21 protein-coding genes are annotated in these 25,789 nt (G+C 34.1%); 11 read left to right on the plus strand and 10 right to left on the minus strand.

The window, feature by feature from the left end:
• Positions 1–45 precede the first annotated feature (45 nt).
• The 6 genes from EOD40_RS14635 to EOD40_RS14660 all read left to right on the plus strand — a co-directional run bounded on the left by EOD40_RS14635 (position 46) and on the right by EOD40_RS14660 (position 6,311).
• Positions 46–780 (plus strand): type III pantothenate kinase, encoded by a 735-nt coding sequence (locus EOD40_RS14635; protein ID WP_128196783.1) that lies wholly within the window; start codon positions 46–48, stop codon positions 778–780.
• Positions 773–2,023 carry a hypothetical protein gene (locus tag EOD40_RS14640; RefSeq protein ID WP_128196784.1) on the plus strand — a complete coding sequence of 417 codons (1,251 nt, stop codon included), beginning with the start codon at positions 773–775 and terminating at the stop codon, positions 2,021–2,023. The genes EOD40_RS14635 and EOD40_RS14640 overlap by 8 nt, the downstream gene beginning before the upstream one ends.
• Positions 2,024–2,097: 74 nt before the next feature.
• Complete coding sequence (lptC, locus tag EOD40_RS14645; protein WP_231129640.1) at positions 2,098–2,628, plus strand: LPS export ABC transporter periplasmic protein LptC; 531 nt, start codon at positions 2,098–2,100, stop codon at positions 2,626–2,628.
• Between the two features lie 18 nt (positions 2,629–2,646).
• Complete coding sequence (locus tag EOD40_RS14650; RefSeq protein ID WP_128196788.1) at positions 2,647–2,841, plus strand: DUF6526 family protein; 195 nt, start codon at positions 2,647–2,649, stop codon at positions 2,839–2,841.
• Positions 2,842–2,844: 3 nt separating this feature from the next.
• Complete coding sequence (locus tag EOD40_RS14655) at positions 2,845–4,104, plus strand: hemolysin family protein (RefSeq protein ID WP_128196789.1); 1,260 nt, start codon at positions 2,845–2,847, stop codon at positions 4,102–4,104.
• 107 nt (positions 4,105–4,211) lie between these two features.
• Entirely contained in the window at positions 4,212–6,311 is a 2,100-nt protein-coding gene (locus EOD40_RS14660; protein WP_128196791.1) for a peptidylprolyl isomerase, read from the plus strand.
• Positions 6,312–6,392: 81 nt separating this feature from the next.
• On the opposite strand, the gene EOD40_RS14665 is transcribed toward EOD40_RS14660, so the two are convergent.
• Together EOD40_RS14665 and EOD40_RS14670 are read right to left on the minus strand one after the other, a co-directional pair.
• The gene (locus EOD40_RS14665; RefSeq protein ID WP_128196793.1) at positions 6,393–7,316 is read right to left on the minus strand and encodes a GYDIA family GHMP kinase; all 924 of its coding nucleotides are present in this window, start codon (positions 7,314–7,316) and stop codon (positions 6,393–6,395) included.
• A 27-nt stretch (positions 7,317–7,343) separates the two neighbouring features.
• A complete protein-coding gene (locus EOD40_RS14670; protein ID WP_128196933.1) occupies positions 7,344–8,666 on the minus strand; it encodes a hydroxymethylglutaryl-CoA reductase, degradative in 1,323 nt (440 codons plus the stop codon).
• Positions 8,667–8,848: 182 nt separating this feature from the next.
• On the opposite strand from EOD40_RS14670, the gene EOD40_RS14675 reads away from it, so the two are divergent.
• From EOD40_RS14675 to EOD40_RS14685, 3 genes are all read left to right on the plus strand, one after another.
• Complete coding sequence (locus EOD40_RS14675; RefSeq protein ID WP_128196795.1) at positions 8,849–11,017, plus strand: S9 family peptidase; 2,169 nt, start codon at positions 8,849–8,851, stop codon at positions 11,015–11,017.
• A gap of 100 nt (positions 11,018–11,117) precedes the next feature.
• Positions 11,118–12,875, plus strand: coding sequence for a peptide MFS transporter (locus EOD40_RS14680; RefSeq protein ID WP_128196797.1), 1,758 nt, complete (start codon positions 11,118–11,120; stop codon positions 12,873–12,875).
• Positions 12,876–12,921: 46 nt separating this feature from the next.
• Positions 12,922–13,383 carry a thioredoxin family protein gene (locus tag EOD40_RS14685; RefSeq protein ID WP_128196798.1) on the plus strand — a complete coding sequence of 154 codons (462 nt, stop codon included), beginning with the start codon at positions 12,922–12,924 and terminating at the stop codon, positions 13,381–13,383.
• A 13-nt stretch (positions 13,384–13,396) separates the two neighbouring features.
• On the opposite strand, the gene EOD40_RS14690 is transcribed toward EOD40_RS14685, so the two are convergent.
• From EOD40_RS14690 to surE, 4 genes are all read right to left on the minus strand, one after another.
• Positions 13,397–15,424, minus strand: coding sequence for a ComEC/Rec2 family competence protein (locus EOD40_RS14690; protein ID WP_128196800.1), 2,028 nt, complete (start codon positions 15,422–15,424; stop codon positions 13,397–13,399).
• A gap of 38 nt (positions 15,425–15,462) precedes the next feature.
• Positions 15,463–15,954, minus strand: a complete 492-nt coding sequence (locus tag EOD40_RS14695) for a C40 family peptidase (protein WP_128196801.1) — start codon at positions 15,952–15,954, stop codon at positions 15,463–15,465.
• Entirely contained in the window at positions 15,947–17,062 is a 1,116-nt protein-coding gene (lpxB, locus tag EOD40_RS14700) for a lipid-A-disaccharide synthase (protein ID WP_128196803.1), read from the minus strand. Before lpxB ends, EOD40_RS14695 begins: the two co-directional genes overlap by 8 nt.
• Positions 17,063–17,138: 76 nt before the next feature.
• A complete protein-coding gene (surE, locus tag EOD40_RS14705) occupies positions 17,139–17,918 on the minus strand; it encodes a 5'/3'-nucleotidase SurE (protein ID WP_128196805.1) in 780 nt (259 codons plus the stop codon).
• A gap of 204 nt (positions 17,919–18,122) precedes the next feature.
• Here surE and EOD40_RS14710 point away from each other — a divergent pair, with 204 nt between their 5' ends.
• Entirely contained in the window at positions 18,123–20,393 is a 2,271-nt protein-coding gene (locus EOD40_RS14710) for a carboxy terminal-processing peptidase (protein ID WP_128196806.1), read from the plus strand.
• A 77-nt stretch (positions 20,394–20,470) separates the two neighbouring features.
• The gene (locus tag EOD40_RS14715) at positions 20,471–21,253 is read left to right on the plus strand and encodes a DNA/RNA non-specific endonuclease (RefSeq protein WP_128196808.1); all 783 of its coding nucleotides are present in this window, start codon (positions 20,471–20,473) and stop codon (positions 21,251–21,253) included.
• A 20-nt stretch (positions 21,254–21,273) separates the two neighbouring features.
• Here the strand turns inward: EOD40_RS14715 and rodA are convergent, their stop codons facing one another.
• Genes rodA through mreC form a run of 4 tightly spaced genes read right to left on the minus strand, consistent with a single transcriptional unit; the run spans position 21,274 to position 25,785 of the window.
• Entirely contained in the window at positions 21,274–22,506 is a 1,233-nt protein-coding gene (rodA, locus tag EOD40_RS14720) for a rod shape-determining protein RodA (RefSeq protein WP_128196810.1), read from the minus strand.
• A gap of 15 nt (positions 22,507–22,521) precedes the next feature.
• Positions 22,522–24,462 (minus strand): penicillin-binding protein 2, encoded by a 1,941-nt coding sequence (mrdA, locus tag EOD40_RS14725; RefSeq protein WP_128196812.1) that lies wholly within the window; start codon positions 24,460–24,462, stop codon positions 22,522–22,524.
• Positions 24,459–24,965, minus strand: coding sequence for a rod shape-determining protein MreD (locus EOD40_RS14730; RefSeq protein WP_128196814.1), 507 nt, complete (start codon positions 24,963–24,965; stop codon positions 24,459–24,461). Before EOD40_RS14730 ends, mrdA begins: the two co-directional genes overlap by 4 nt.
• Complete coding sequence (mreC, locus tag EOD40_RS14735) at positions 24,958–25,785, minus strand: rod shape-determining protein MreC (RefSeq protein WP_128196815.1); 828 nt, start codon at positions 25,783–25,785, stop codon at positions 24,958–24,960. The genes EOD40_RS14730 and mreC overlap by 8 nt, the downstream gene beginning before the upstream one ends.
• Positions 25,786–25,789 lie beyond the last annotated feature (4 nt).

Below are 25,789 nucleotides of genomic sequence, written 5' to 3' on the forward strand. Positions count from 1 at the left end.
TATGAAAAAATCTATTCGTACCTTCGCTACACCAAAAGTCAAAATATGATATTAACTATTGATGTGGGGAATACCCGAATTAAAGCGGCTGTTTTTGAGGGTGATACCGTTTTGGAAAGTTTTGTTTTTGATAAAATAGAGCTTGAAAAAAAGATTAAAAAAATTTTAGAAAGATTTAAAACAATAGCTCATTTGGTTGTTTCTTCGGTAGGAGATGTCGAAAAACAATCTTTTCTGGCATTCGAAACAGAGCTTAAAGTTTATTTTGTTTCAAATGAAGATTCTTTTCCGTTTTCCAATAATTATGGAACCCCAAAAACTTTAGGAATTGACCGTATGGTGCTTGCTGCGGGAGCTACTTTGTTATATCCAAATCAAAACAGATTGATAATCGATGCCGGAACCTGTGTTACTTATGACTTTGTTGATGAAAACAATGTGTATCAGGGCGGTGCCATTGCTCCGGGATTGCGATTAAGATATGAGTCTTTACATCAGTTTACGGCAAAGCTACCATTATTGGCTGTGCAGAGCCCTGAAGATTATATCGGGAAATCAACTACAGAATCCATTCATTCAGGTGTGGTCAATGGATTGGTCTATGAGATTGACGGTTTCATAGATGAATATAAGGCAGCTTGTACAAAAATTATCATAATTTTAACGGGTGGTGATGCAGATTTTTTGGCTAAACGATTAAAAAATACCATATTTGCCAATTCAAATTTCCTTTTGGAGAGTTTGAACCAAACATTTCAATATAAAATCAAAAATGATTAGAAAAATTATAACAAGCTTCTGTTTGCTTTTATCACTGGTATCTTTTGCTCAGGAGGGGACTGCGTCACCTTATTCTTTTTACGGAATTGGAGATGTACGATTTAAAGGAACGATTGAAAGTCGTTCTATGGCAGGGGTACAAGTAGAGCAGGATAGTATTCATATCAATTTAGATAATCCCGCGAGTTATTCTAATCTAAAATTAACCACTTTTACTGTTGGTGGAACTTATAATTTGACCACTTTAAAAAATGATTCTGGTTCTGAAAAAGCCAAGAGAACTACTTTTGACTATTTGGCTGTAGGATTACCTATGGGTAAATTAGGAGTGGGATTTGGTTTGATTCCTTATTCTTCTGTAGGTTATAAAACCGAAGAGCTTTCGGATGTATTATATGGGACAAATACCCGTAAATTTGGAACTGGTGGAGTAAGTAAAGCTTTTTTTGCAGCTTCTTATAAAATAGTTCCTAATTTTAGTGTAGGTGCTAATGTAGATTATAGTTTTGGTCGTATCGAGACTACTAATTTTCAATATCAAAATGGAGTGGTGTTCGGAAGCCGCGAGTTGAATAATGCCAGCTTGTCTGGAGTAAACTTTAATTTTGGTGCTTTGTACCAGGCAAAATTGAGCAAGAAGTTGAATCTTTACAGTAGCTTGAGTTATAAATTAGAAAGCAAGTTAGCATCGACTAGTACCCGAAATGTATCTGTAGTAAGTTATACTTCAGGATTTGATTTGGCTACGGTAGAATCATCAGATGAGGAGACAGATTCAGAAAAATTAACTTTACCTAGCGAATTGCGATTGGGTTTAGGGATTGGAGAATCTAAAAAATGGTTAGTTGGGGCACAAATTATTTCGGCAAGTAAAGGAGATTTGGTAAATACTTATAATGCGACGAATAATGTGTCTTATGAAAAAGCAATGAAATATAGTTTAGGGGGATATTTTATTCCTAATTATGGTTCTTTTTCAAATTATTTTAAAAGAATTGTTTATAGAGCGGGGATTAAGTATGAGCAAACAGGTTTAATTGTAAATTCTCAATCTATTAAAGACCGCGGTTTCAGTCTTGGACTTGGATTGCCTATCACGGGTAGTTTTTCTAATATAAACTTTGGTTTCGAATTAGGAAAGAGAGGGACTACTTCGGCGTCTTTAGTTCAGGAAAATTATGCTAAATTTAGCGTAGGACTTTCGCTTAATGACAGATGGTTTGTTAAAAGAAAGTTTGATTAATAATCGTCATAAGGGAAATTTGCTTAGTTTCACTTTGCTTGTTTAAAACTATGTTTTTACTAAAAAAAAATAAAATGTTTGCGGTAGTCACGGCCTTAGCTGTGACTCTGTTTTTTGGATGCGAGAGTAATTTTAAGAAAGTGCAGAAAATTAATTTTACCGAGTTTACCCCAACAGGAGATGCAGACAATGTTAATTTAAAATACACCGACTCGGGTTTGATAAAAGCAGTTTTGCTTAGCTCAAAAATGCTGGATTATGCCACTGTAGATTTTCCGTTTACAGAATTCCCAAAAGGAATCGACGTTACTTTGTATGATAAAAAAGCTAAGAAAACCCGCGTAACTTCAAATTATGCTGTTTCTTATAAGCAAACAAATATTATTGATTTGCAGGGGAAAGTAAAAATTGTTTCTCAGGACGGACAAATATTAGAGACGGAACAATTGTATTACGACCAGAAAAATGAATGGTTTTTTACCGAGAAAAAGTTTAAATTTACGAGTTTGAAAGGAGCTTCAAACGGTCAGGGAATCGATTTTAGCAAAGATTTTAAAGTAATTAATTCCCAAAGAATAACCGGCGAGGTAGAAACAGCCGAATAATTATCAATTTTACACACTATGAGTTTTTTAAAATACACTCCTTATCTTTATCTTCTTTTCGCTGTTTTTTTTGCTTACGATGCTATTACAAAATGGAATGATGTAAATGCAACGCCAGTTTTGAGTCTTTTAATAGCGGGCTTGGCAGTTTTTATGTTTTTCTTTAGAAGAAGATTTGCAAAAAAAATGCAGGATCGTAACCGTAAATCATAATTTATGGAAGTTAGTATTATCATACTATGTCTAATACTATCTGCTTTTTTTTCAGGGATGGAAATTGCATTCATCTCTTCTAATAAAATTTATCTTGAAATCGAGAAAAAACAAGATAGTTTTATTTCAAAAATACTTACTAAGCTTACTGAAAAACCGTCTAAGTTTATTGCTGCAATGCTTATTGGGAACAATATTGCAATAGTGGTTTATGGTTTTTTCATGGGAGATCTCGTTATGGAATGGGTAACTTCTTTGAATTATCATTTTTCAGATTTTCTGAGTTTGTTTATTCAAACTGTAATCTCAACAATGATTGTTTTGATTACAGCGGAGTTTTTCCCAAAGGTTTTCTTCCAAATTTATTCGAATAGCTTAATCAAGTTTTTTGCCGTTCCGGCTTATGGTTTCTATTTGTTGTTTTATTTTATTTCCACATTTTTAATTTGGGTTTCTGATTTTATTTTGAAGAAATTCTTCAGAACCGAAGGCGACCAAATTCAATTGTATTTTTCTAAGGTAGAATTAGGGAATTACATCACTGAGCAAATGAGTACGGTGGAGGATGATCAAGAGGTGGATTCGGAGATTCAGATTTTTCAAAATGCATTGGAGTTTTCGGGAGTAAAGGCAAGAGACGTCATGACACCGAGAACAGAAATTGTGGCGGTGGATTTGTATGATTCGGTTGAAGAACTTAAAGAATTATTCGTGGAAACGGGTTATTCTAAAATTGTGGTTTACGAGAATTCATTGGATGAAATTCTTGGTTATGTGCATTCCTTTGATTTGTTTAAAAAGCCCAAGCATATCAAATCGGTAGTTATTCCGGTTGAATACGTGCCTGAGACCATTTATATAAAAGAAGTCATGGATTTGCTTACTAAAAAGCGAAAAAGTGTAGCCGTAGTTTTGGATGAATACGGAGGAACTTCGGGTATCATTACAGTAGAAGATATTGTAGAGGAGCTTTTTGGTGAAATTGAAGATGAGCACGATTCGGACGAAGAATTAATCGAAAAAGAACTGGAAGATGGTGTGTATCTTTTTTCGACGCGTTTTGATGTGGAGTATTTAAATCAAACGTATAAACTGCAAATTCCAGAGAGTGATTCTTATGGAACTTTGGGTGGGTTTATTGTCGATTTTACAAAAGAGATTCCTCAAAAAGGCGATGTAATCACCATTGGGAGCTATCATTTCGTAATTGAAGAGGCGACAAATAAAAAAATTGAATTAGTAAAAATGACACTAAAAGAGTAATTTTTTTAGAAAATTGAAAAATCTTTTAAAATAAAACGTTACTTGTATTGTTATTAGCGAGATAATTGTATTTTCGCAAACTGAATATAAAATTAACGACAATAAAAATGGCAGTTTTATCAAAAATTAGACAACGATCCGCCTTAATGATTGCAGTAATTGCACTTGCTTTATTTGCATTCCTAATAGGTGATTTGTTCAAAAGTGGTACATTAAGCAGTACTTCAAAAGATGTGGGAAGCATCAATGGAAAAGATATTTCATTTGAGGATTTTAGACTTAAAGTAAGTGATGTTGAGAAAAGTGGTCAGGGGATCAGTTCTACGGCAGCGGCTAACAGAGTTTGGGAACAAGAAGTTTCTGTGGCTTTATTAACGTCTGAATTTGATAAATTAGGATTAAGAGTGGGTGAAAAACACATCATCGAAATCTTAAAAGCTGATCAAAATATTGGTCAAAATCCAATGTTCCTGAATGCTGCAGGGATGTTTGATTTGGCAAAATTTAAAGAATACTTTAAAGCAAATCCTGCACAGGCAGAATATTTGAAACAAAGAGAAAAAGATGCTGAGTTAAATGCAAAATACCAAATTTACAGCACATTAGTAAAAGCGGCTTCTTATACAACAAAGGCTGAAGGTAAATTGAAATATAAGATGGAAGCTGATAAGGCTAATTTCTCTTATGTTGGAGCTTTGTTTTCTTCAATCAAAGACAGTGATGTAAAAGTGACTGATGCTGAGATTTTAGAATATATGAAGAAAAACGAAAAGAAATACAAAGCTGAAGAGTCTCGTGCTTTAGAGTATGTTTTAATAGAAGACAAACCATCTAAAGAAGATGTTGCTGAGGTAAAATCAAAAATCAATGCTTTGTTATCAGGAAGTGTGGTTTACAATCAGGCAACCGGTAAAAATGATACTGTAGCAGGATTTAGAACTACTGCTAATGCAATTGAATTTGTAAACTCAAATTCAGATGTTCCTTATGATTCTACTTATGTACCTAAGAAAGATTTACCTGCTGTAGATGCTGAGCAATTATTTAATTTGGCTCCTGGTGCAGTTTATGGTCCTTATGTTTTTGGAAATTACTACTGTATTTCAAAATCTTTGGGTAAAAAATTAGGTGTAAATGCTAAGGCAAGTCATATCTTGATTAGTTATGAAGGAGCACAGGTTCCTAACCAAAGAGAAAAAAGAACTAAAGAAGAGGCTAAGGCTAAAGCTGAAGAAGTATTAGCTCAGGTTAATGCTAATCCGGATAGTTTCATGATGTTGGCATTCCAGTATTCTGATGATTCATCTGCACAGCAAGGTGGTGATTTAGGTTATTTTGGACCTGGTCAAATGGTGAAACCTTTTAGCGATTTTGTTTTCACTAATCCTATTGGAAAAATTGGTTTAGTAGAAACTCCTTTTGGATTCCATATCATTAAAGTTACTGATAAACAAGACGGAATTCGTTTGGCTACCGTAGCTCAAAAATTAGAGGCTTCAGAAGCTACTTCAGACAAAATCTTTACTCAGGCAACTAAATTCGAAATGGAAGCTGCTGATAAAGACTTCAATAAAGTGGCAAAAGAAATGAAATTGACTGTAACTCCTGCGGTTTCAGTAAAAGCAATGGATGAGACATTTGGGGCTTTAGGAAATCAAAGAAATATTGTAAGATGGGCATTTGAAGATGATACTAAAGTAGGTTCGGTAAAACGTTTTGAAGTAGCTAATTTAGGTCACGTAATTGCAAAAGTTAAAAATATTGACGATTCAGGACTAGCTCCAATTGATCAGGTAAGACCATTTATCGAAACTAAGTTAAAAAATGCTAAGAAAGCTGAAATACTTAAAGCTAAAATGAACGGAAGTTCTCTTGAAGCTATTGCTAAAGCTACAGGATCTAAAGTAGAGCAAGCAGCTAATGTTACTTTAGAAAATCCGGTATTGAATGGTGGTGTTGGTCAAGAGCCAAGAGTAGTAGGAAATGCATTTGCTTTAGCTGCTAACAAAATATCAGCTCCTATTGAAGGAAATACAGGTGTTTATGTAGTGAAAACTACAAGTATTGTTAAAGCTCCGGCAGTAAAAGATGTTGCTCCTTATGTTGCTAAATTAAAAGCACAATCGGCTGGAGATGTAAATAGAGTGTTGCCAGCTCTTAAAGATATTGCTGATATTAAAGACAATAGAAAACAATTTAATTACTAGTTTTATAGTATAGATTAATTTTAATTTCATAAAAAAGTCCCGAAATGAAAATTTCGGGACTTTTTTTATGTTTTTTGGGTATTATTCCAATATCATTTCCTTATAAGGTATAATTGTCGTAAAACCTTTAGAAGTAAAATAAGTTATAGGGTTCACTTCAGAAACCACCATGATAAAATCGCCTCCCCAAGCTCCCAGGCTTTTTATTTCGCCCATAAAATCAGAAAATAAATTTTCCTTTACGGTAGTTGTTTCTAAAATATAACTCATTGTAGCCTCATGTTTAGCAATGGCGTGAGCCAAAGCAGCACTGCTTTTAGCATGAATAATTTCCTGGGTTAGTTTGTCTATTTTAGAAATGTCTTTTTCTATCTCGCTGGATTTGTTGTTTTGGTATTTGGCTATAGCAGTTTTGCTGCTTTGTTTTTTATTCAAATACACAAAGTAAATGCTATCGGTAAAATTAGGATGAAAACTAATGGTCTCCACCTTTGGTTTGCCGTGTTTTAATTGGTATGTAATTGGTTTGTTATTTTGCGCACAGGCAATGTCATAACCGCTGCCGCCAAAACTATTATTCAGTAATTCAAACGCATTAATGTCTAACCATTGGGCGATATTATTGATAAGTGTTGAAGAAGTGCCTAATCCCCATTTTTTTGGAAAGCTTAACTCGGTACTTATTTTATATCCTTTTTCCTGATTTAGGAAGACAGGATTTAAAAAGTAAGCTTCGTTTAGAATCTGTATTAAAGTGTTTTTTATAGATTCAACTTCGTGATTTTTAGGCTCTTTTATTTCCGAAAAAAGAATTTCCTCTTCAAACCAGATACTTCCATCGGCATCATAACTGGTCCATTTTATTTCCTGATAGTCGCCTTCTTCAATAATTAGATTTTGACCAAATTTAGTAGGCAATGCAAATGCTTTAGCTCCGTCTAATACCAAATATTCAGCGGTAATTAGTAATTTTCCGTTGCTGTAAAATGTTTTTTTTGTATCCATTTTCGAATTGAATTAGAATTCGTTCTACTATATTTTTTGCCTTAAGTTTTCAATAAAGTTTACAACTCCACTATGTGATACCACATGATTTTTAAAGTGTTTTTGTATCAAATGACGTTCTTCAGTTGTAGCTTCAAATTGATTCAGGATATTGTTCAGGTGCATTTTCATGTGTCCGTCCTGAATTCCTGTTGTAGTCAATGAACGTAAAGCAGCAAAATTTTGTGCTAATCCCGCAACGACAACAATTTCCATTAATTCACTGGCTGATGGGTTTTCGAGCATTTCCAATGAAAGTTTAACCAAAGGATGTAAACTCGTTAATCCGCCAACAGTCCCTAAGGCTAAAGGAACTTCGAGCCAAAAGCTGAAAATACCGTTTTCTATTTTAGCATGAGACAAACTACTGTATTGACCGGCTTTGGCAGCATAAGCATGAACTCCGGCTTCTACGGCTCTAAAGTCATTTCCTGTAGCTAAGATTACGGCGTCAATACCGTTCATGATTCCTTTGTTGTGGGTTACGGCACGAAAGGGTTCTACTTCGGCAATTTGTACCGCTCGAACAAAACGCTCGGCAAATGCTTCCGGATTTGGGATGTGTTTTTCGGCCAGTTCTTCTAGAGGACAAGAAACTTCGGCTCGCACAACGCAATTAGGAACATAGTTCGAAAGAATACTCATCACCACTTCGATGTTTTTTTCTTCTTCGGTAAAGATTTCGTAAGCCTGTGCTTCTGATTTTAATATATTGGCAAATTGCTCTAAACAGGAGTTGATAAAATTAGCTCCCATGCTGTCTTTAGTCTCAAAAGTAGCATGAAGTTGGAAATAATTAGGCAACAATATCGTTTTGTCTTCCAGTGTAATGTCCAGAATTCCACCGCCGCGTAGTTGCATGTTTTTGGTAAGATTTTCTGTTTCCGAGAAAAACTTAGCTTTGGTTTGTACAAAAAATAATTCCAGTTTAGAAACATCTCCTTTGAAGATAAAATGTACCTGACCTATTTTTTCGGTATTGATAACTGTAGTTTTAAAACCGCCTCTGCTTGCCCAGAATTTAGCCGATTTAGAAGCAGCTGCCACCACAGAGCTTTCTTCGATAGCCATTGGAATAGTGTGGTATTTCCCGTTGATAAGGAAATTTGGCGCAACACCAAGTGGAATGTAGAAATTACTGATGGTGTTTTCTATAAATTCATCGTGTAGTTTTTGGAGTTTTTCGTCGCTATTCCAGTATTTTTTTAATAATTGGATGGCATTTTCCGGATTTGAAAAATAGGCTGAGGCTATCCAGTTTATTTTTTCTTCTTTTGATAATTTAGAGAATCCTGCTACGGCTTTGTTCATTTTCAATGGATTATAGTATAATGTGGCGCAAAGATACGTTTTCAGCTTTTTATTTGCCATTAATTTAGTGTCAATAAATGGGATTGTTGTTATTTTGTGAAACACATTTAAATCAATTAAATGTGAGATAATTGTGATTTTTTTATTAAAATTGGGATACTTTTATTTATACCTCCAAATTTATGAAGCATAAGTTGCTACCCTTCGTTTTGTTTTTGTTGACTCTTAGTGTTTTTGGACAACAAAAAATTTCTGTCGAATCGATCTATCGGGGAATGTTCCGAACTCAGGATATGGATGAGTTGCATTCGTTAAAAAAATCGAATCAATACACGGTTTTGAATTACAATCAGGCGGCACAGTCCACACAGATTGATTTGTTTGATTTTGAGACTTTGCAAAAAACAGCCACCATTATCGATACTAAAGACCATAAAGGCATGCCGGCGATTGATAGTTATACTTTCGATTCGAGTGAGAAAATGTTGTTACTGGCTTGTAACTCCAGTCAAATCTATCGTCATTCATTTACTGCTGATTATTATTTGTATGATATTTCGAAGAAAGAATTGGTACCATTATTCGATTTCCAAATTCAGGAACCTACTTTTTCTCCTGATGGGAAGAAGATTGCTTTTGCCAGAGAGAATAATTTATATGTTTATGATATAGAATCAAAAACAACAACGCAGATTACGACTGATGGAAAGAAAAATGCCATTATCAACGGAATTTGTGATTGGGTTTATGAAGAGGAATTTTCTTTTGTTCGCGCTTTTGATTGGTCAAAAGACAGTAAAAAAATAGCTTTCATTCGATTTGACGAGTTGGAAGTGCCTGAATTTTCTATGACTGTTTTCAATCAGCAGTTATATCCTGCGGTGGAAACTTTTAAATACCCAAAAGCTGGTGAGAAAAATTCGGAGGTGTCTTTACATATTTATGATGTTGCGTCTAAAGATTCTAAGACGGTGAATTTGAGCAATTATACTGATTTTTATATTGCCAGAATACAATGGACTAATGATGCCAATGTGTTGTCGGCTCAGGTTTTAAATCGTCATCAGGATAATTTAGACCTGCTTTTTATTGATGGGAATTCGGCAGCTAAAAATGTGGTTTTGAATGAAAAAGACAAGGCTTACATTGATGTTACCGATAATCTTACTTTTCTAAAAGACAATAGTTTTATTTGGACCAGCGAAAAAGATGGTTTTAATCATATTTACTATTATGATAAGACAGGAAAATTAAAGAATCAGGTGACCAAAGGGAACTGGGAAGTGACCAAATTTTATGGATTGGATGAGAAAACAAATACAGTTTTTTATCAGTCTACCGAAAATGGTTCGATCAACAGAGGAGTTTATAAAATAGGATTGAAAGGAACTAATAAAGTGGCTTTGTCTAATGAATTAGGAACTAATGAAGCAACTTTTAGTCCTAATTTCGATTATTATATCCGCACTTTTTCCAGCGTGATTCAGCCTACAACTTATACTTTGAATGAAGTGAAGTCGGGGAAAGAATTGAAAGTGATTGAGAATAATGCCGCTTTAGCAAACCGATTAAAAGAATATAATTTGCCAACAAAAGAGTTTTTTGTTTTAAAAACCGAGAAAGGAAACGAATTGAATGCCTGGATAATAAAACCGAAAAATTTTGATGCTTCTAAAAAATATCCGGTCTTTATGACACAATATTCAGGGCCGGCTTCGCAACAAGTGGCTAATCAATGGAATTCGATAGATGATTATTGGTGTTTAATGCTTTCACAACAAGGTTATATTGTGGCCTGTGTTGATGGTAGAGGAACCGGTTTTAAAGGTGCTGCATTTAAGAAAGTAACGCAATTGCAACTAGGAAAATACGAAGTGGAAGATCAGATTGATGCTGCAAAAGTTATTGGGAATTATCCTTATGTCGACAAATCCAGAATCGGGATCTTTGGTTGGTCTTACGGCGGATTTATGGCTTCCAATTGTCTTTTAAAAGGAAATGATATTTTTAAAATGGCTATTGCCGTGGCTCCCGTTACCAATTGGAGATTTTATGATTCGGTTTATACCGAAAGATACATGCATACACCGCAGGAAAATGCCAGTGGTTATGATGATAATTCGCCAATTAATTTTGCTGCTAAGCTAAAAGGAAAGTACCTTTTAATTCATGGAAGTGCCGATGATAATGTGCATGTTCAAAATTCGATGGAAATGATGAATGCCTTAATTAAAGCGAATAAACAATTTGATTCCCAAATTTATCCCGATTGCAATCATGGGATTTATGGTGGAATGACCCGAATTCAATTGTTTAATAAGATGACTAATTTTATAAAGGAAAATCTATAAATCAAATTAAGAAGTTTGAATTTTAGAAGTATATTTGGATTAGAATTTTTAATTCCCCAAAAAATACCATTAGAAATACCAACCCACTAACATCTCATTTATGAATCAGGATACTCAAGATAATTTTTTTAAAAGCTCCGTTTTAGGACATCCGGCGGGTTTATTTGTTCTTTTTTTTACTGAAATGTGGGAGCGTTTTTCGTTTTACGGAATGAGAGTGTTGTTGATTTTATTTTTAACTGCTCCAATTACAGGGATAAATCCGGGATGGGGTTGGGATGCTGAAAAAGCGGGGTCTTTATATGGGACCTATGCTTTGTTATTGTATATCACACCTATATATGGAGGGATTATAGCCGATAGATATATTGGGTACAATAGGGCAGTGGTAGTAGGCTCTATTATTATGACTTTAGGGCATGTTGCTATGTTTTTGGATACACCTTTTATGTTGTATGTTGGGTTGAGTTTATTGGTAATTGGAACTGGTTTTTTTAAACCCAATATGACTTCAATATTATCCGAAATATATAAAGGATTCCCAGAAAGAAAAGACAGTGCTTATACCATTTTTTATATGGGAGTTAATGCAGGAGCTTTTTTCGGGATGATGCTTTGCGGTTATTTAGCTGCTCATTTAGGATGGCGCTGGGGATTTGGTTTAGCAGGTGTTTTTATGCTATTAGGGACGTTACAGTTTTGGATGGCTAAACCATTATTTGGTGATGTTGGAAATGTTCCTTCAAAAGAAAAAAGAGAGGCAGCCATTGCAAAATCAAGACTTTCTAATGATGCTGAAGATACACCTAATCCTTTTGTAATTGTAGATTATGTTTTAATAGTTGTTTCAACAACAATTGGTTTGTTGTATGCTTTTAATGATCCGCTTTCAAAAATTGGTCATATTAATTTATTTCCTTTTCAAGTTGGCGAACTTGATGGTTCTATTTTTGTGGTACTTATTGGTTTAGCTTTGTTCTTATATTTGGTAATTTCAAGGTTGTTGCGTTATACAAAAATAGTACGTGATAGAATGATTGCTGTAATTGTATTTGCATTTTTTACTATTTTTTTCTGGATGTCTTTTGAGCAAGCAGCTTCTTCACTGGTTATTTTTGCCAGAGACAATGTGGATAGAACTTTAAAGGGAACTTCTTTAACTGTTTTTAATTCTATTAATACTTTATTAACCGTAGTTCCATTAATAATCATATCGTGGGTTTTGTTTTTATTGGCTAAAGAAACTTGGAAAAAGATAACAGTATCTAATATTGTATTAGCCATTACTTTTTTTATGGTTTGGGGTATTTCAATATGGATGCTGAATAACGAGTTTAGTAAAGAAGCCTCTGAAATTGATCCGAGTTGGTTTTCTATTTTGAATTCCTTTTTTATTATTGCCTTAGCATCGAATGTTTCTAAAATTTGGGAAAGTAAGTACAATCCGCCTGCTGCGGCCAAATATGGTTTAGGATTAATTATTATGGCTATTGGTTTTGGTTTATTAGCTTATGGTTCTTATGAGATAAGTACAGGTGTGAAAGTTTCGATGATTTGGTTGGTGCTGGCTTATTTGTTCCATACAATAGGGGAATTGTTTTTGTCTCCTGTAGGACTTTCTTACGTCTCTAAATTGGTACCGGCTCGAATGGTTGCTTTCATGTTTGGTATGTGGTATTTGGCCATTGCAATAGGTAGTAAATTGGCAGCAGTTTTGGGAGGACAAATCGAGAATATTACCAATACTTATTCATTATCTACTTTCTTTTTAATTTTTACAGTAGTGCCCACAGTTGCAGGGCTGTTAGTTATAGCATTGAATCCTCTTATGAAAAAGTTAATGCACGGTGTGAAATAGAATTTAGGTATTATATTTGTTGTTAATTACAGAAAAATAAAATCAAATGGGAAAAATATATTTAATCCTTGTTTTCTTTATCGGTCTTGTTTCAACGCAAGCTCAAGAACTAAAATGGCATACGGATGTTAAAGAAGCGATGGCTATTGGGAGCAAAGAACATAAACCTTTGTTGTTGTTTTTTACAGGAAGTGACTGGTGTGGATGGTGTATTCGTTTGCAAAAAGAAGTCTTAACGACACCAGAATTCAGGAAGTGGGCAAAAGAGAAAGTGATATTAGTGGAATTAGATTATCCTAGAGCTGTGCCGCAAACTCCGGCAATTAAACAACAAAATTACGAATTGCAAAATGCTTTTGGGGTTCAAGGTTATCCAACAGTTTGGTTTGCGACTGCTCAAATTAAAGATGGGAAACCAGCTTTTGGAGGCTTAGGGAAAACAGGATACGTTCCTGGTGGTCCAGTGGCCTGGTTAGAAGTGGCTAATGGAATTTTAAATCAAAAATAAAATTAGAAACAATTTAGTTTAATTTATAGAATCCCTTTTCGGCAGTAGCGTGAAAAGGGATTTTCTGTTTTTCACAACTCAGCTTCCATTGTTTTAAAATGTATTTGTAATTAGAACCATCTGCAATAACTAATTTTGGTTTTAAGGATAATAGCATTCGCTCCAGATTGATTTTTGGTGTTTGAGTAAGTAATACAATATCTGGATTTGCATTTTTTGGAAAAATACCAATGCTGTCCAAAATCAGAATTTTATTTCCCTTAAAATAAGCCGTGTGACTTAACGATTCCTGTTTTTGTATGTGGCTGAAATTACCAACTAAATAGGAATTCAGCATTTTGTTTTTTGCGGAAGCACTATCATTAGCGTAAAGACAAACTTCATTGCCGTGACGTTGAACGATTAGTGTCTTTCTTTTCGAATTAAAAACAATCCATTCTTCTTGATTTTGAATATGCCATTGGTTAAACAAAAAGGCCAATTGCAGTGTGATGATTGATATTAGAACAAAAACAAGTTTGTTGAAATGAGGTTTTTTTAGCCAAATAATGGTTGAAATAATCAGAACATAAGAAAAACTAAGCAGGACAAAGTTAAATGGAATGTCTTTGATGATAAATTGTTCGAAAGAGGCAATGGTATTGATGATTTTGTTTAACAATAGAATGCTCCATTCTAAAGGTTTTGTCAACCAAAAAGCTGTAAATCCCATTGCGGCAAATGACATAACAACAACGCCTAAAAACATGATTATGCTGAGTAGTGGAATGACCGCTAGATTAGTAATGAAAAACAATCCGGGAAATTGATGAAAGTAATACAGACTTAATGGCAAAGTGCCTATTTGAGCCGCAAATGAAACTGTCAGAATGTCCCAGCAGTATTTCAATATTTTGTTTTTTGGTTTCCAATAAGAAGCCAGAATGGGTTGGAACCAAACAATGAAAAATACGGCAAGATAGCTGAGTTGGAAACCGACATCAAATAGAAAATAGGCTTGAAAAAGTAAAATCAATAGTATTGAAACTAATAAGGTGTGGTAAATATTGACGCTTCTTCGAAGGTGCAATCCTATGGCAACAAAGGAAAACATCACAACTGAACGAACAATAGAAGGAGACAGTCCGGCTAGTAATGCAAAAAAGAATAAGCTTGTTAGCAGGATTGTTAGTTTTATAAATGAACCTTTTCGGGTATTTGGAATCGGTTTTAGTATGAAGTTTAAGAACAGAAAAATAAAACCTACATGCAAACCCGAAACTGATAAAATATGTACGGCTCCAGCATATTGATAGTCTTGTATTATTTCGGGAGAAATATCCTGCCGTTGTCCTAAAATTAAGGCTGTTGCAACTGCTAAAGCCGAGTTGTTAAAATGCGATTTTTCTAAATTATGGATAATCCGGGAATTGATTTTGGCAATGTAAAACCAAATGTCTTTTTGAGGTTCAGGACTTATTTTTATGTTTTCTGAATTGGCATATAGCTGTGCATAAATTTGTTTGCTGTTGAGATAGCTGCTGTAGTCAAATTGATTAGGATTGTCAGGCCTTTTGTTTTTCTGTAAATTCCCTTTAATGCTTACCATTGTTCCAATTCCAAAGGACTTGGAAGTTGTGTTTTTTGGGATATTTAATAGAATTCTTCCGCTGTAGTTTTTGTTGTCTATAGTTTGTACTAAGGCAATGTAGCGTTCATTGTACATGCTGTTTTTTAATTTTTCCCTAAGAATTAGCGTGATGTTGTGTTCTTTTTCAAAAGCAGCGTTGAAATTACTGTAATTATTTTTTTGAAAAGAATCGGTTTGGATAATCAAGCTACTCATCCCGATTAAAAAGGAAGCAAAATAGCTGAGTGTGGAAAAACAAAATTTAGTATTCTGATTAGTTTTTGACCCAAAAAATAAAACAGCTAATAATGCTAAGGAAATAAAAAGAAGCCCGAAAACTAATTTCGGATTGGGATGGATATAGAAAGCAATTAGGATTCCCAGCAGGAAAGCTAATGTGATTTTTGCCAAAGGAAATTCGAGTACTTTCATTATTCTAAAGTACGAATTTTCGGCAACAAAGTATTTTTTTAGGGTAAAATTCTGTTGAGTTGACTAAAGGTTTTTTCGTAATAAGCCTCTTTAGTTGAGGATATTATAACGCCTTTAGAAGTAGAAGAATGGATGAATTGCAGTTCATCATCTTTGGTTTCAACTACAATTCCCACATGATTGATTTGGCTTCGATTATTGGTTTTAAAAAAAATTAAATCGCCTTTATGAGCTTTCGAAATGTTTTTGCCTAAATCAATTCCCACTTTGGCTTGTTCTGCAGAGCTTCGGGGTAATTTAATATCAAATTGATTGAAGATTGTAAAAACTAAGCCCGAACAATCAAATCCCGATTTAGTGGTTCCTGCATACTTATAAGGTGCGCCAAGGTTTTTAGATGCCGATTCAATTATTTGTTCGGCAAGTTTATTGCTTCCGTTGGTTGATACCGCTGTAGATTTACAGGAAACAAAAAATAATGTTATTAGGACTAAGAATAGAAAATGTTTTAAAAGGGCTGTTCTACGCATTCAAATTGGCAATAATTAATTGAGCTGTTTTTTCGCTGGCTCCAGCTCCGCCTAATTTTTGTTCTAAAGCGTCGTATTTAGCCAAAAGATTTTTGCGGTATTCGGGATCCAGTATTTTATTTAACTCCTTTTTTATGGTTTTAGTATTGCAGTTATCTTGAATTAGTTCCGTAACCACTTCTTCATCCATAATTAGATTGACTAATGAGATGTATTTTAAGGTAATAATGCGTTTTGCAATTTGGTACGAAATCGAACTCCCTTTATAGCATACCACTTCAGGAATTTTAAAAAGAGCCGTTTCTAAAGTAGCTGTTCCAGAAGTGACTAAGGCTGCGTGAGCAATTTTTAATAAATCGTAGGTTTTATTGGAGATGAATTTAATGTTTTTATTGGTGATGAAAGTCTCGTAAAAAGCAAATTCCTGACTGGGAGCGCCAGCAATGACAAATTGATAATCAGGGAAATCATCAACTACGCTCAGCATTACCGAAAGCATTTTAGTAATTTCCTGTTTTCTACTTCCCGGAAGTAAGGCAATAATAGGTTTCTCGTCTAAATTATTTTCGGCTCTAAAAGTTACTGCTTCAATTGGTTTTAGATTTTGAATGGCATCAATCAATGGATGTCCCACAAATTCCACTGGATAATGATGTTTGTCTTCGTAGAATTTTTTTTCGAAAGGCAAAATCACATACATTTTGTCCACATCTCTTTTAATGGCTTTGATTCGGTTTTCTTTCCAGGCCCAAATTTGTGGTGAAATATAATAATGGGTTTTAATTCCAATTTCTTTAGCCCATTTGGCAATGCGCATATTAAAACCGGGATAATCAATAAAAATAATTACATCGGGCTGAAATTTGCCAATATCTTCTTTGCAAATTTTAATATTTCCTAAGATTGTTTTCAGGTTAAACAGCACTTCTACGAAACCCATGAAAGCCAAATCGCGGTAATGTTTGACCAAAGTACCGCCTACAGCCTGCATTAAATCACCACCCCAAAAACGGATTTCGGCATTGGGATCTTCTTTCAAAAGTGATTTCATTAAATTAGAACCATGTAAGTCACCTGATGCCTCTCCGGCTATAATGTAGTATTTCATTTTATACAGTTTCTTTTTTTATGCCAACCAAAATTAACCATTCCATATTGAGGAATCAAATAAAGCTAATTTTAATTTATTCGTTCCAGTTCCAGGTGTTGAGTTGTTTTGTGGCATGATATGCTGTTAAGTCAAATTGTACCGGAACAATAGAAATGTATCCGTTTTTCAATGCCCATTCATCGGTGTCTTCGCCCTGGTCCTGGTTTACAAATTCGCCCGACAACCAGTAATAATCACGTCCCTGTGGTGTTTTTCTCTTGTGGAATTTTTCCATCCAAAGTGCTTTGGCCTGACGACAAATTTTAATTCCTTTGATTTGCTCTTGTTCTAATTTTGGAAAATTAACATTCAAAACTACATCTTGCGGAAGTTTGTTTTTTAATGCTTCTAAAACTATTTTTCGAATGAAAGGTTTGATTTCTTCAAAATTGGCATTCCAGTCAAAGTCTAGAAGCGAAAAACCAATAGCTGGAATTCCTTCAATTCCAGCTTCAATTGCGGCACTCATTGTTCCCGAATAAATAACGTTTATCGAAGAATTAGAACCATGATTGATACCCGAAACACATAAATCAGGTTTCCTTTTCAGGACTTCGTTAGTGGCTATTTTTACACAATCAGCAGGAGTTCCTGAACAGCTGTAAATGGTAATTGTGTCGTTTTCTGTCGAAATTTTGTTGAGATACAAGGTCTCATTAGTGGTAATTGCATGTCCCATTCCGCTTTGTGGTTTGTCTGGGGCGACAACCACAATTTCTCCAATTTGAGCCATAACTTCAATTAAGGCCTTGATTCCTGGAGCAGCTACGCCATCGTCATTAGTAATCAGTATTAAGGGTTTGGTTTTATTCATGGCGAGTTTATTATGAGAAAAAAGGATTTTTCGAATTTATAAATAGATGAAATACTACTTTTTTTAAACAAAGTAAACAAATTTTATTTAGTTGCATGATTATTGTGATTAAGAAAAAAACAATTTTATATCTTTAACAAAAAATTATGCAGGGCTTGTCATTGTTGACTTGGTTTTTCCCGTAACTTAGTTTAAAAATTTTGGATGAATACTATTATTAGTCTTATGAAGAGAAATTATAAAATACTTCTTGCCGTTGTTTTTTTATCGGTAACACTGTTTGCATTTAAATTAAAGTCGGCTTCTGAGGCTGATCCTGATAAAGATAAATTACTTTTAGAATTATTGACTTTTGTACTTGAAAAAGGACATTATAATCCTGCCACTATTGATGATAATCTTTCTAAGGGAATTTACAAAGATTACATTCAGGCCTTAGATCCATCAAAGCGTTTCTTTTTACAATCGGATATTGATGAGTTTTCGAAGTATGAATTAGAGTTAGACGATGAGTTAATTAATAAAGATTTGACCTTTTTTAATTTGACTTATGAGCGTTTGATGCAAAGAATGAAGGAAAGTCAAGGCTTGTATAAAGAGATTTTAAAAACTCCTTTTGATTATACTGTAGATGAAAGTTTTAATACGGATTATGAAAAAGCACCTTATGCTAAAACTAATGCCGAATTAAAAGAACGTTGGAGAAAACAATTAAAATTGACAACTCTTTCTTCATTGACGGATCGTTTAAAAATGCAGGAAAACAAAGGGAAAGTTTCTAATGATGCGACTTCAATTCCGTTAAACCCTTTAGAAGAAGTTGAAGACAATGCAGTGGAAACAACTAAAAAAGAAGTTTCTAAGGAGGATAGTAAGCCAAAATCGTTTGAAGAATTAGAAAAAAGTACGCGTGAAAGTACTTCTAAATCTTTGGATGAATATTTTGGGTTTATGAAAGATTTAGATCGTAATGATTGGTTTTCGGTTTATATTAATTCTATTACAGCTCGTTTTGATCCTCATACTAATTATTTTGCGCCAGAAGAAAAAGAGCGTTTTGATGTAAGTATTAGCGGAACATTGGAAGGTATTGGTGCCCGTTTGCAAAAGAAAAACGAGTATACTGAAATTTCTGAATTGATTTCGGGAGGACCAGCCTGGAGAGGAAAACAATTAGAAGCTGGGGATTTGGTTATGAAAGTAGCCCAGGGAAATGCTGAGCCAGTTGATGTTGTAGGAATGCGTCTTGATGATGTAGTGAAGAAAATCAAAGGTCCAAAAGGTACTGAAGTACGTTTAACTATTAAAAAAGTTGATGGGACAATTAAAGTAATTTCAATTATCAGAGATATTGTTGAAATTGAAGAAACTTATGCTAAATCAAGTATCGTTAATAAAAACGGATTGAAATACGGAATCATTTATTTGCCTAAATTTTATATCAACTTTGAAAACAAAGACGGTAGAGACGCAGGTAAAGATATTGCTTTAGAAGTAGAGAGATTAAAACAGGCTAAGGTAGATGGAATTGTTTTAGACGTTCGTGATGATGGTGGTGGATCTTTGTCTACAGTTGTGGATATTGCGGGATTGTTTATTGAGCAAGGGCCAATTGTTCAGATTAAATCAGCTGGAAGAAAGAAAGAAGTTTTGTATGATAAGGACAAAAAAATAGAGTGGGACGGGCCTTTAGTAATTATGGTAAACAGTTTTTCTGCTTCTGCTTCAGAGATTTTAGCAGCGGCAATTCAAGACTATAAACGTGGAGTTATTATTGGTAGCAAACAGACCTATGGAAAAGGAACAGTTCAAAATGTAATCGATTTGAATCAGTTTGTACGTAGCAATGAATTAGGCGATTTAGGAGCGCTTAAAACAACTACTCAAAAATTTTATAGAATCAATGGTGGTTCTACACAATTAGAAGGTGTGAGCAGTGATGTGGTGATGCCGGATCGTTATTCTTATTTGAAAATGGGAGAACGCGATGTAGAAAATGCTATGCCTTGGGATAAAATAGATCCTGCTGATTATACAGTTTGGAAAAATAACGCCAATTTTGCTAAAGCTATTTTACAAAGTAAAGAACGTATTGCTGCTAATCCACAGTTTAAATTGATTGAGGAAAATGCAAAATGGATTGATACCAGAAGCGAGGAAAATGAATATAGTTTAAACATTGATAAGTTTAGAAAAGCTCAAACTGCGATTGAAGAGAAAGCTAAAAAATTCAAACCTATTTTTGATTATAAAAATGAATTGAAGTTTACTTCCTTGCCTTATGAAATGGAGCAAATAACTAAGGACAATGTTTTGAAAGAAAAGAGAGATCGTTGGCACGAAAGTTTGTCTAAAGATATTTATGTGGAAGAGGCGTTGAATGTTTTGGATGATTTGCAAACTAAAGTGAATTTGAAGAATACTGCACTTCCGGTAAGTAAATTAAAAAAAGAAAAGTTGGCTAAAACATTTTAGAAAACTTTTAGCGATAAAGGAAAACCGCTCTGGGAATTAATTTAATTTTCAGAGCGTTTTTTATTAAAATTAATCCAATGAATAGTAGAATTTTTTTGAGTACAATTGTTTTAGGAGTTGTTTTTTTGAGTTCGACAAATGTAGAAGTGCAAAATTCTGATTCGAATAAAACTAATAAAGATTTGAATTTCTATTTGCCTACATCGACTACTTCGCAAATTGTAAAGCATCGATATTATACTTTATCATATAACGAAAAAGCAGAACAGGCAGAGTGGGTGGCTTATGAGTTAAAGAAGGATTATATCAAAAGGAGCGATTTTAAACGTCCTTTTTTTATTGAAGATCCAAAGGTGACAACTCAATCAGCCGATTGGAGAAACTATAAAAAATCAGGTTATGATAAAGGGCATTTATGTCCGGCTGCCGATATGGAATTTAATATAAACGCTTATAACGATACTTTTTTTACTTCAAATATAAGTCCGCAAAATCGTGATTTTAACGGCGGTATTTGGAACAGATTAGAACAAAAAACTCGCTTTTGGGCTGTTAAGTATGATGGTCTGTTCGTGGTTACAGGTGGTGTTTTAAAAGGCAATTTGGAATCAATTGGTAAAGAAGATGTTCTTGTTCCGAAATACTTTTATAAAGTCTTGCTTAGCAACTCAAATGGGAATTACAAGATGATTGCTTTCTTGGTGCCCAATGAAAAAAGTAGCAAAGCCATTTTTGAATATGTAGTTTCCGTTGATAAATTAGAATCGATTACTGGAATTGATTTTTTTCCTAGGCTGGAAGATCGATTAGAAAATAGCTTAGAGAAGAATGTGAATTTGAATTCCTGGCTTTCAAAATAGATTTGTTAGCCAAGAAATAATTACCATTCGTTTACCTTATTAGCGTCCATTTTAAGGAATATAAAAAGTAAAATTGTAAATCCCCACAGACCGGAACCACCATACGAAAAGAAAGGCAACGGTACACCAATAGTCGGGAAAATTCCAATTACCATAGCGATATTTACAAAGAAGTGGATGAATAAAATTCCGGCGGTACAATAACCGTATACTCTACTGAATTTTGTTTTTTGTCTCTCTGCTAAAAAAATAATTCTTAGAAATAAGGTTACAAATAACCCAATTACAACTAATGAACCTATAAAGCCCCATTCTTCACCTACAGTGGTAAAGATATAATCGGTGTGCTGTTCAGGGACAAAACCTCCCTTAGTTTGTGTTCCTTCGAGAAAGCCTTTCCCAAATAACCCACCTGATCCAATGGCAATTTCAGATTGATTGGTGTTATAACCAATACCTTTTAAATCGACGGTTTTACCAAGTAAGATGTTAAAACGATCCCTGTGGTGTTGTTTAAAAACATTTTCGAAAACATAGTTTACTGACAAGACGAAACCTGAAATAAGTACAAATATAATACTGCTAGCTATAATGTTTCTATCGGCTAATCTTGACCTCCAATAAACAAGAAGTATGCCTATTAAAGCCATTAATATAACATATTGTGGTTCGAATATTAAGGTGAATACAAATAAGGTGATAGCTATAAATCCGGTCCAGATGTACCAGGCCGGTAAACCTTCGCGATACAAAACAATTAGGAAAATGGTATAGATTAATGCACTCCCGGGGTCATGAGGAATTATCAGCAATATAGGTAAGCCTAAGATAGCAAGAACCTGCATTTGCTTGTTGGTGTCTTTTAAATTGATCTGGCTATCACTTAAATATTTGGCAATTGCCAATGCTGTTGCTGTTTTTACAAATTCAGATGGCTGTAAACCAAAGGATCCAAATGAATACCAGTTAGTTTGTCCTTTAATTGTTTTACCAAAAACAAATAAACCTGCAAGTGATAGTAAACCTATGATATAAATAACACTGGCATATTTTTCATAAAATTTAGCATCGACAGATACGATTACGAAAATCAAAGGAATTGTTAATGCAATAAATATTAATTGCTTTTGAAAAGTGTCTTCAAGAGATGATAGAGACGAAGAATAGATATTCAACCATCCTAAAATCACCAAGGTGCTATAAATAATAACACATATCCAGTCAATATTTTTTTTTACACTTTGATTTTTCATCAGTAAATGAATCTCTTAATTAGTTTTTTTCTTAGTAGTATCTATTGCCGAATTTGTTTTAACTTCGTTGTATTTGCGTATCGAATCTTTTGGTGTGGTTTCAATAGTGCTAGCTTCTTTCATTCCGCCTAATTTAGCATATTCGTCCCTTAAGCTTTTTTCAAGAATTCTTTTTTCTAAATCAGTTCTGGTGATTTTTTTTCTCAAATATTTCTCAATCATCAAACTCGCTATTGGACCCGCTATCGAAGCTCCAAATCCTCCGTTTTCAACAAGAACTGCAATGGCAATTTTCGGATTGTCTTTTGGTGCAAATGCCACAAAGATAGAGTGATCTTCTAGTTGTACTTTTTTACCTCCGATTCTTGCAAAGTTTTCAGCCGTTCCTGTTTTTCCACAAATATCAATTCCATCAACTCTAAGTCCTCTTGCGGTTCCTAAGTTGTATACATCGAATAATCCGCTTATTATAGGGTCGAAATATTTTTTATCAATAGTTGCTTTGTGTTTAACTTTGAATTTTGGATCAATTTGTTCTCCTTTTATTTTCTTAATAATATGAGGAGTGTAATAATAACCTTTGTTAGCAATGGTGGCCATCATATTAGCAAGTTGAATTGGAGTTGCCAAAACTTCCCCTTGTCCAATAGCATTCGAAACAATGGCGGTGCTTCTCCATCCTCCGTTAGGATAAATACGTTTGTAGGTTTTTGAGGTCGGAATGCTTCCTTTTCTTCCTGTTGGTAAGTCATAGCCCATAAATTGGCCAAGACCAAAACTCTTAACGTGACTGCTCCAAACGTCAACTGCATAAGCAGGTTTTACATACTTATTAATGGTTCGCATATAAGCTGTTCCAAAATAAGCATTACAGGATTCGTATATTCCGCGATGCAATTGCAAAGCACCTCCATGACAGTGACATCTCATAAATCGTCCTCTGGCATAACTGAAACCATGGTGACAAAAAACGGTGGTTTGCTCATCGATGGCACCTTCTTGCAGGGCTACTAATCCGGTAAGTAGTTTAAATGGAGATCCTGGAGGGTATTCGGCTAATAAACCTCTGTCGTATAATGGTTTTGCAATCGAATCGTGATACAAAAGCGTATAGTTTTTAGAACGCTGTCTGCCTACCAAAATTCCCGGATCATAAGACGGAGCAGTAACTAATGCTAGAATTTCTCCTGTTTTTGGTTCTATAGCTACAATACCTCCTCTTTTGTTAACCATCAATTGTTCTCCATAGCGTTGGATTTCGGCATCAATGGTTAGATTGATGTCTTCTCCCTGTACGGAAATGGTATCGTATTTACCGTTTTTATAAGAGCCTATTTCACGGTTGTATTTGTCTTTTTGGAAATATTTAACTCCTTTTATTCCGCGTAAAATTTCTTCGTAGTATTCTTCGACTCCTTGTTTTCCTATTAAATCGCCACTTTTATAATATGGATTTTTTTCAATGATTTTGTCATTTACCTGAACTATAGAACCAAAGATATTAGCGCCAAAATCTACTTCGTAATCACGTAGTGAACGTTTTTGGACATAAAAACCTTCAAACTTTCTGATTTTTTCCTGAAAAGCGGCATATTCGCTTTTGTTTAATTGCGCTAAGAAAACTGAAGGCAGTCGCGGACTATAGATTTTAGCTTTGGCTATTTTTTTTAAAAAATCTTCTTTCGTAATATCTAATAACTGGCAAAATTCTAAGGTGTCTAAATTCTTTATATCCCTTGGAATGACCATGATGTCATAAGAAGCCTGGTTAGCTACTAAAAGTTTCCCGTTTCTATCGTAGATATAGCCTCTTTCAGGATATTCGTATTGTATTTTAATAGCGTTGTTTTCTGATTTTAATTTGAAAGTATCATTAATTACCTGCAAATAAAAAATCCGAATTAGTAGCAAGGATGCTGCAACAATAATGATAGAAGGCAGCAGAAGTTTTCTCATCGTTTGTTAGGCTTAATAAGATATATTATTATAATACAACTAATGATTGTGAATATGGTACTCAGTAAGGTTCTGATTAGAATATCGAAAATGAAAGTCACTTGAAAAGCTTCTAATATGAACAGCGTAAAATGATGTATTACAACTGCCAGAAGTATAAATGAAAATCGTTCGGGAGTTATGGATTCGTTTAGTTTTATGGTTTGGTATTCGTAACTGACACCAAATGCAAATTTAAATAGATAAGGTCTGTAATAGGCTAAAATTAAACAGGCTGTGGTATGGATTCCGCCAGAGTTGGAAAATAAATCCATAATCAAACCCAGTAAAAAACTACTTATTATTAAAGTTGGTTTATTGGAGTTTACAGGGTATAAAATGATAAAAAGAATATAAGGTAATGGCATTATAAAACCTAAAAAAGTCATGTTGTTGAATATGACTATTTGAAGGGTTAATAATAAAATAAACCTTAAAATATTGATGAAAAAAGTGCTACTCATCTTTTTTAATTTCTTTTTCTAAATTATTAACTTCGTCCCTGTCTTTGCTTTTAATGATGTAAACATGACCTAAATTAGTCATATCATTAAATAGTTTAATATTTAAAACGTAATAATTAGTTTCCTCTTCCTTGTAAACTTTGTCAACTGTTCCAATGTTTATTCCTTCAGGGAAAATTACCGATTGTCCTCCGGTTACAATTGTATCTCCTTTTCTAACTGAAGCCAGTCTGGGAACATCAACTAATTGAACATAACCAGTGCTTTTGCCATTCCAGGTTAATGAGCCAAAGTGATTTGATTTTTTGATTTTGGCATTAATCTGTGATTTAGTATTTAAGATACTTACAACAGTTGAGTATTTAGCAGAGGTTCTGTCAATAATACCAACAATACCTAAACTATTGATAACTCCCATATCTGGTTTAACCCCGTCGTTTGCGCCGGAGTTTAAAGTCAGGAAGTTTTCATGGGTATTATAAGAGTTGTGAATCACTTTTGATACTACAATGTCATCCGGGGCAACACCTTTAAGGTTCTGTGGTTTTTCTATAGTTGTGGTATCTTTAGTGTTGAAAAGGATGCTTTTAAGTCTGGCGTTTTCAAGTGCCAGAGCATCGTTTTCTGTTTTAAGATTTAAGTATTCGGTAAAGCTATTGATTTCTTCATAAACACCTCCTGTTAAGAAATTTGCAGAACTAATGATTCTGCTTTTATGAAAAGAATGAGACTGTATCGTAAGTGATAACGATATGCTTAATAACAGCAAAAACAGTATTCCAGTACTGTTTTTGAATATAAAATTAAATATTTGCTGCATTCTC

The sequence above is a fragment of the Flavobacterium sufflavum genome, assembly GCF_004016525.1.
Taxonomy (GTDB): domain Bacteria; phylum Bacteroidota; class Bacteroidia; order Flavobacteriales; family Flavobacteriaceae; genus Flavobacterium; species Flavobacterium sufflavum.

What these genes read in the sequence shown, in the direction of transcription:
- mreC (WP_128196815.1), bottom strand. Translation starts at nt 25,785, where the DNA reads ATGCAGCAAATATTTAATTTTATATTCAAAAACAGTACTGGAATACTG.
- EOD40_RS14675 (WP_128196795.1), top strand. Translation starts at nt 8,849, where the DNA reads ATGAAGCATAAGTTGCTACCCTTCGTTTTGTTTTTGTTGACTCTTAGT.
- EOD40_RS14695 (WP_128196801.1), bottom strand. Translation starts at nt 15,954, where the DNA reads ATGCGTAGAACAGCCCTTTTAAAACATTTTCTATTCTTAGTCCTAATA.
- surE (WP_128196805.1), bottom strand. Translation starts at nt 17,918, where the DNA reads ATGAATAAAACCAAACCCTTAATACTGATTACTAATGACGATGGCGTA.
- mrdA (WP_128196812.1), bottom strand. Translation starts at nt 24,462, where the DNA reads ATGAGAAAACTTCTGCTGCCTTCTATCATTATTGTTGCAGCATCCTTG.
- EOD40_RS14715 (WP_128196808.1), top strand. Translation starts at nt 20,471, where the DNA reads ATGAATAGTAGAATTTTTTTGAGTACAATTGTTTTAGGAGTTGTTTTT.
- EOD40_RS14690 (WP_128196800.1), bottom strand. Translation starts at nt 15,424, where the DNA reads ATGAAAGTACTCGAATTTCCTTTGGCAAAAATCACATTAGCTTTCCTG.
- EOD40_RS14730 (WP_128196814.1), bottom strand. Translation starts at nt 24,965, where the DNA reads ATGAGTAGCACTTTTTTCATCAATATTTTAAGGTTTATTTTATTATTA.
- lptC (WP_231129640.1), top strand. Translation starts at nt 2,098, where the DNA reads ATGTTTGCGGTAGTCACGGCCTTAGCTGTGACTCTGTTTTTTGGATGC.
- EOD40_RS14660 (WP_128196791.1), top strand. Translation starts at nt 4,212, where the DNA reads ATGGCAGTTTTATCAAAAATTAGACAACGATCCGCCTTAATGATTGCA.
- EOD40_RS14665 (WP_128196793.1), bottom strand. Translation starts at nt 7,316, where the DNA reads ATGGATACAAAAAAAACATTTTACAGCAACGGAAAATTACTAATTACC.
- EOD40_RS14635 (WP_128196783.1), top strand. Translation starts at nt 46, where the DNA reads ATGATATTAACTATTGATGTGGGGAATACCCGAATTAAAGCGGCTGTT.
- EOD40_RS14670 (WP_128196933.1), bottom strand. Translation starts at nt 8,666, where the DNA reads ATGAACAAAGCCGTAGCAGGATTCTCTAAATTATCAAAAGAAGAAAAA.
- EOD40_RS14680 (WP_128196797.1), top strand. Translation starts at nt 11,118, where the DNA reads ATGAATCAGGATACTCAAGATAATTTTTTTAAAAGCTCCGTTTTAGGA.
- EOD40_RS14650 (WP_128196788.1), top strand. Translation starts at nt 2,647, where the DNA reads ATGAGTTTTTTAAAATACACTCCTTATCTTTATCTTCTTTTCGCTGTT.
- EOD40_RS14710 (WP_128196806.1), top strand. Translation starts at nt 18,123, where the DNA reads ATGAATACTATTATTAGTCTTATGAAGAGAAATTATAAAATACTTCTT.
- EOD40_RS14640 (WP_128196784.1), top strand. Translation starts at nt 773, where the DNA reads ATGATTAGAAAAATTATAACAAGCTTCTGTTTGCTTTTATCACTGGTA.
- EOD40_RS14655 (WP_128196789.1), top strand. Translation starts at nt 2,845, where the DNA reads ATGGAAGTTAGTATTATCATACTATGTCTAATACTATCTGCTTTTTTT.
- rodA (WP_128196810.1), bottom strand. Translation starts at nt 22,506, where the DNA reads ATGAAAAATCAAAGTGTAAAAAAAAATATTGACTGGATATGTGTTATT.
- EOD40_RS14685 (WP_128196798.1), top strand. Translation starts at nt 12,922, where the DNA reads ATGGGAAAAATATATTTAATCCTTGTTTTCTTTATCGGTCTTGTTTCA.
- lpxB (WP_128196803.1), bottom strand. Translation starts at nt 17,062, where the DNA reads ATGAAATACTACATTATAGCCGGAGAGGCATCAGGTGACTTACATGGT.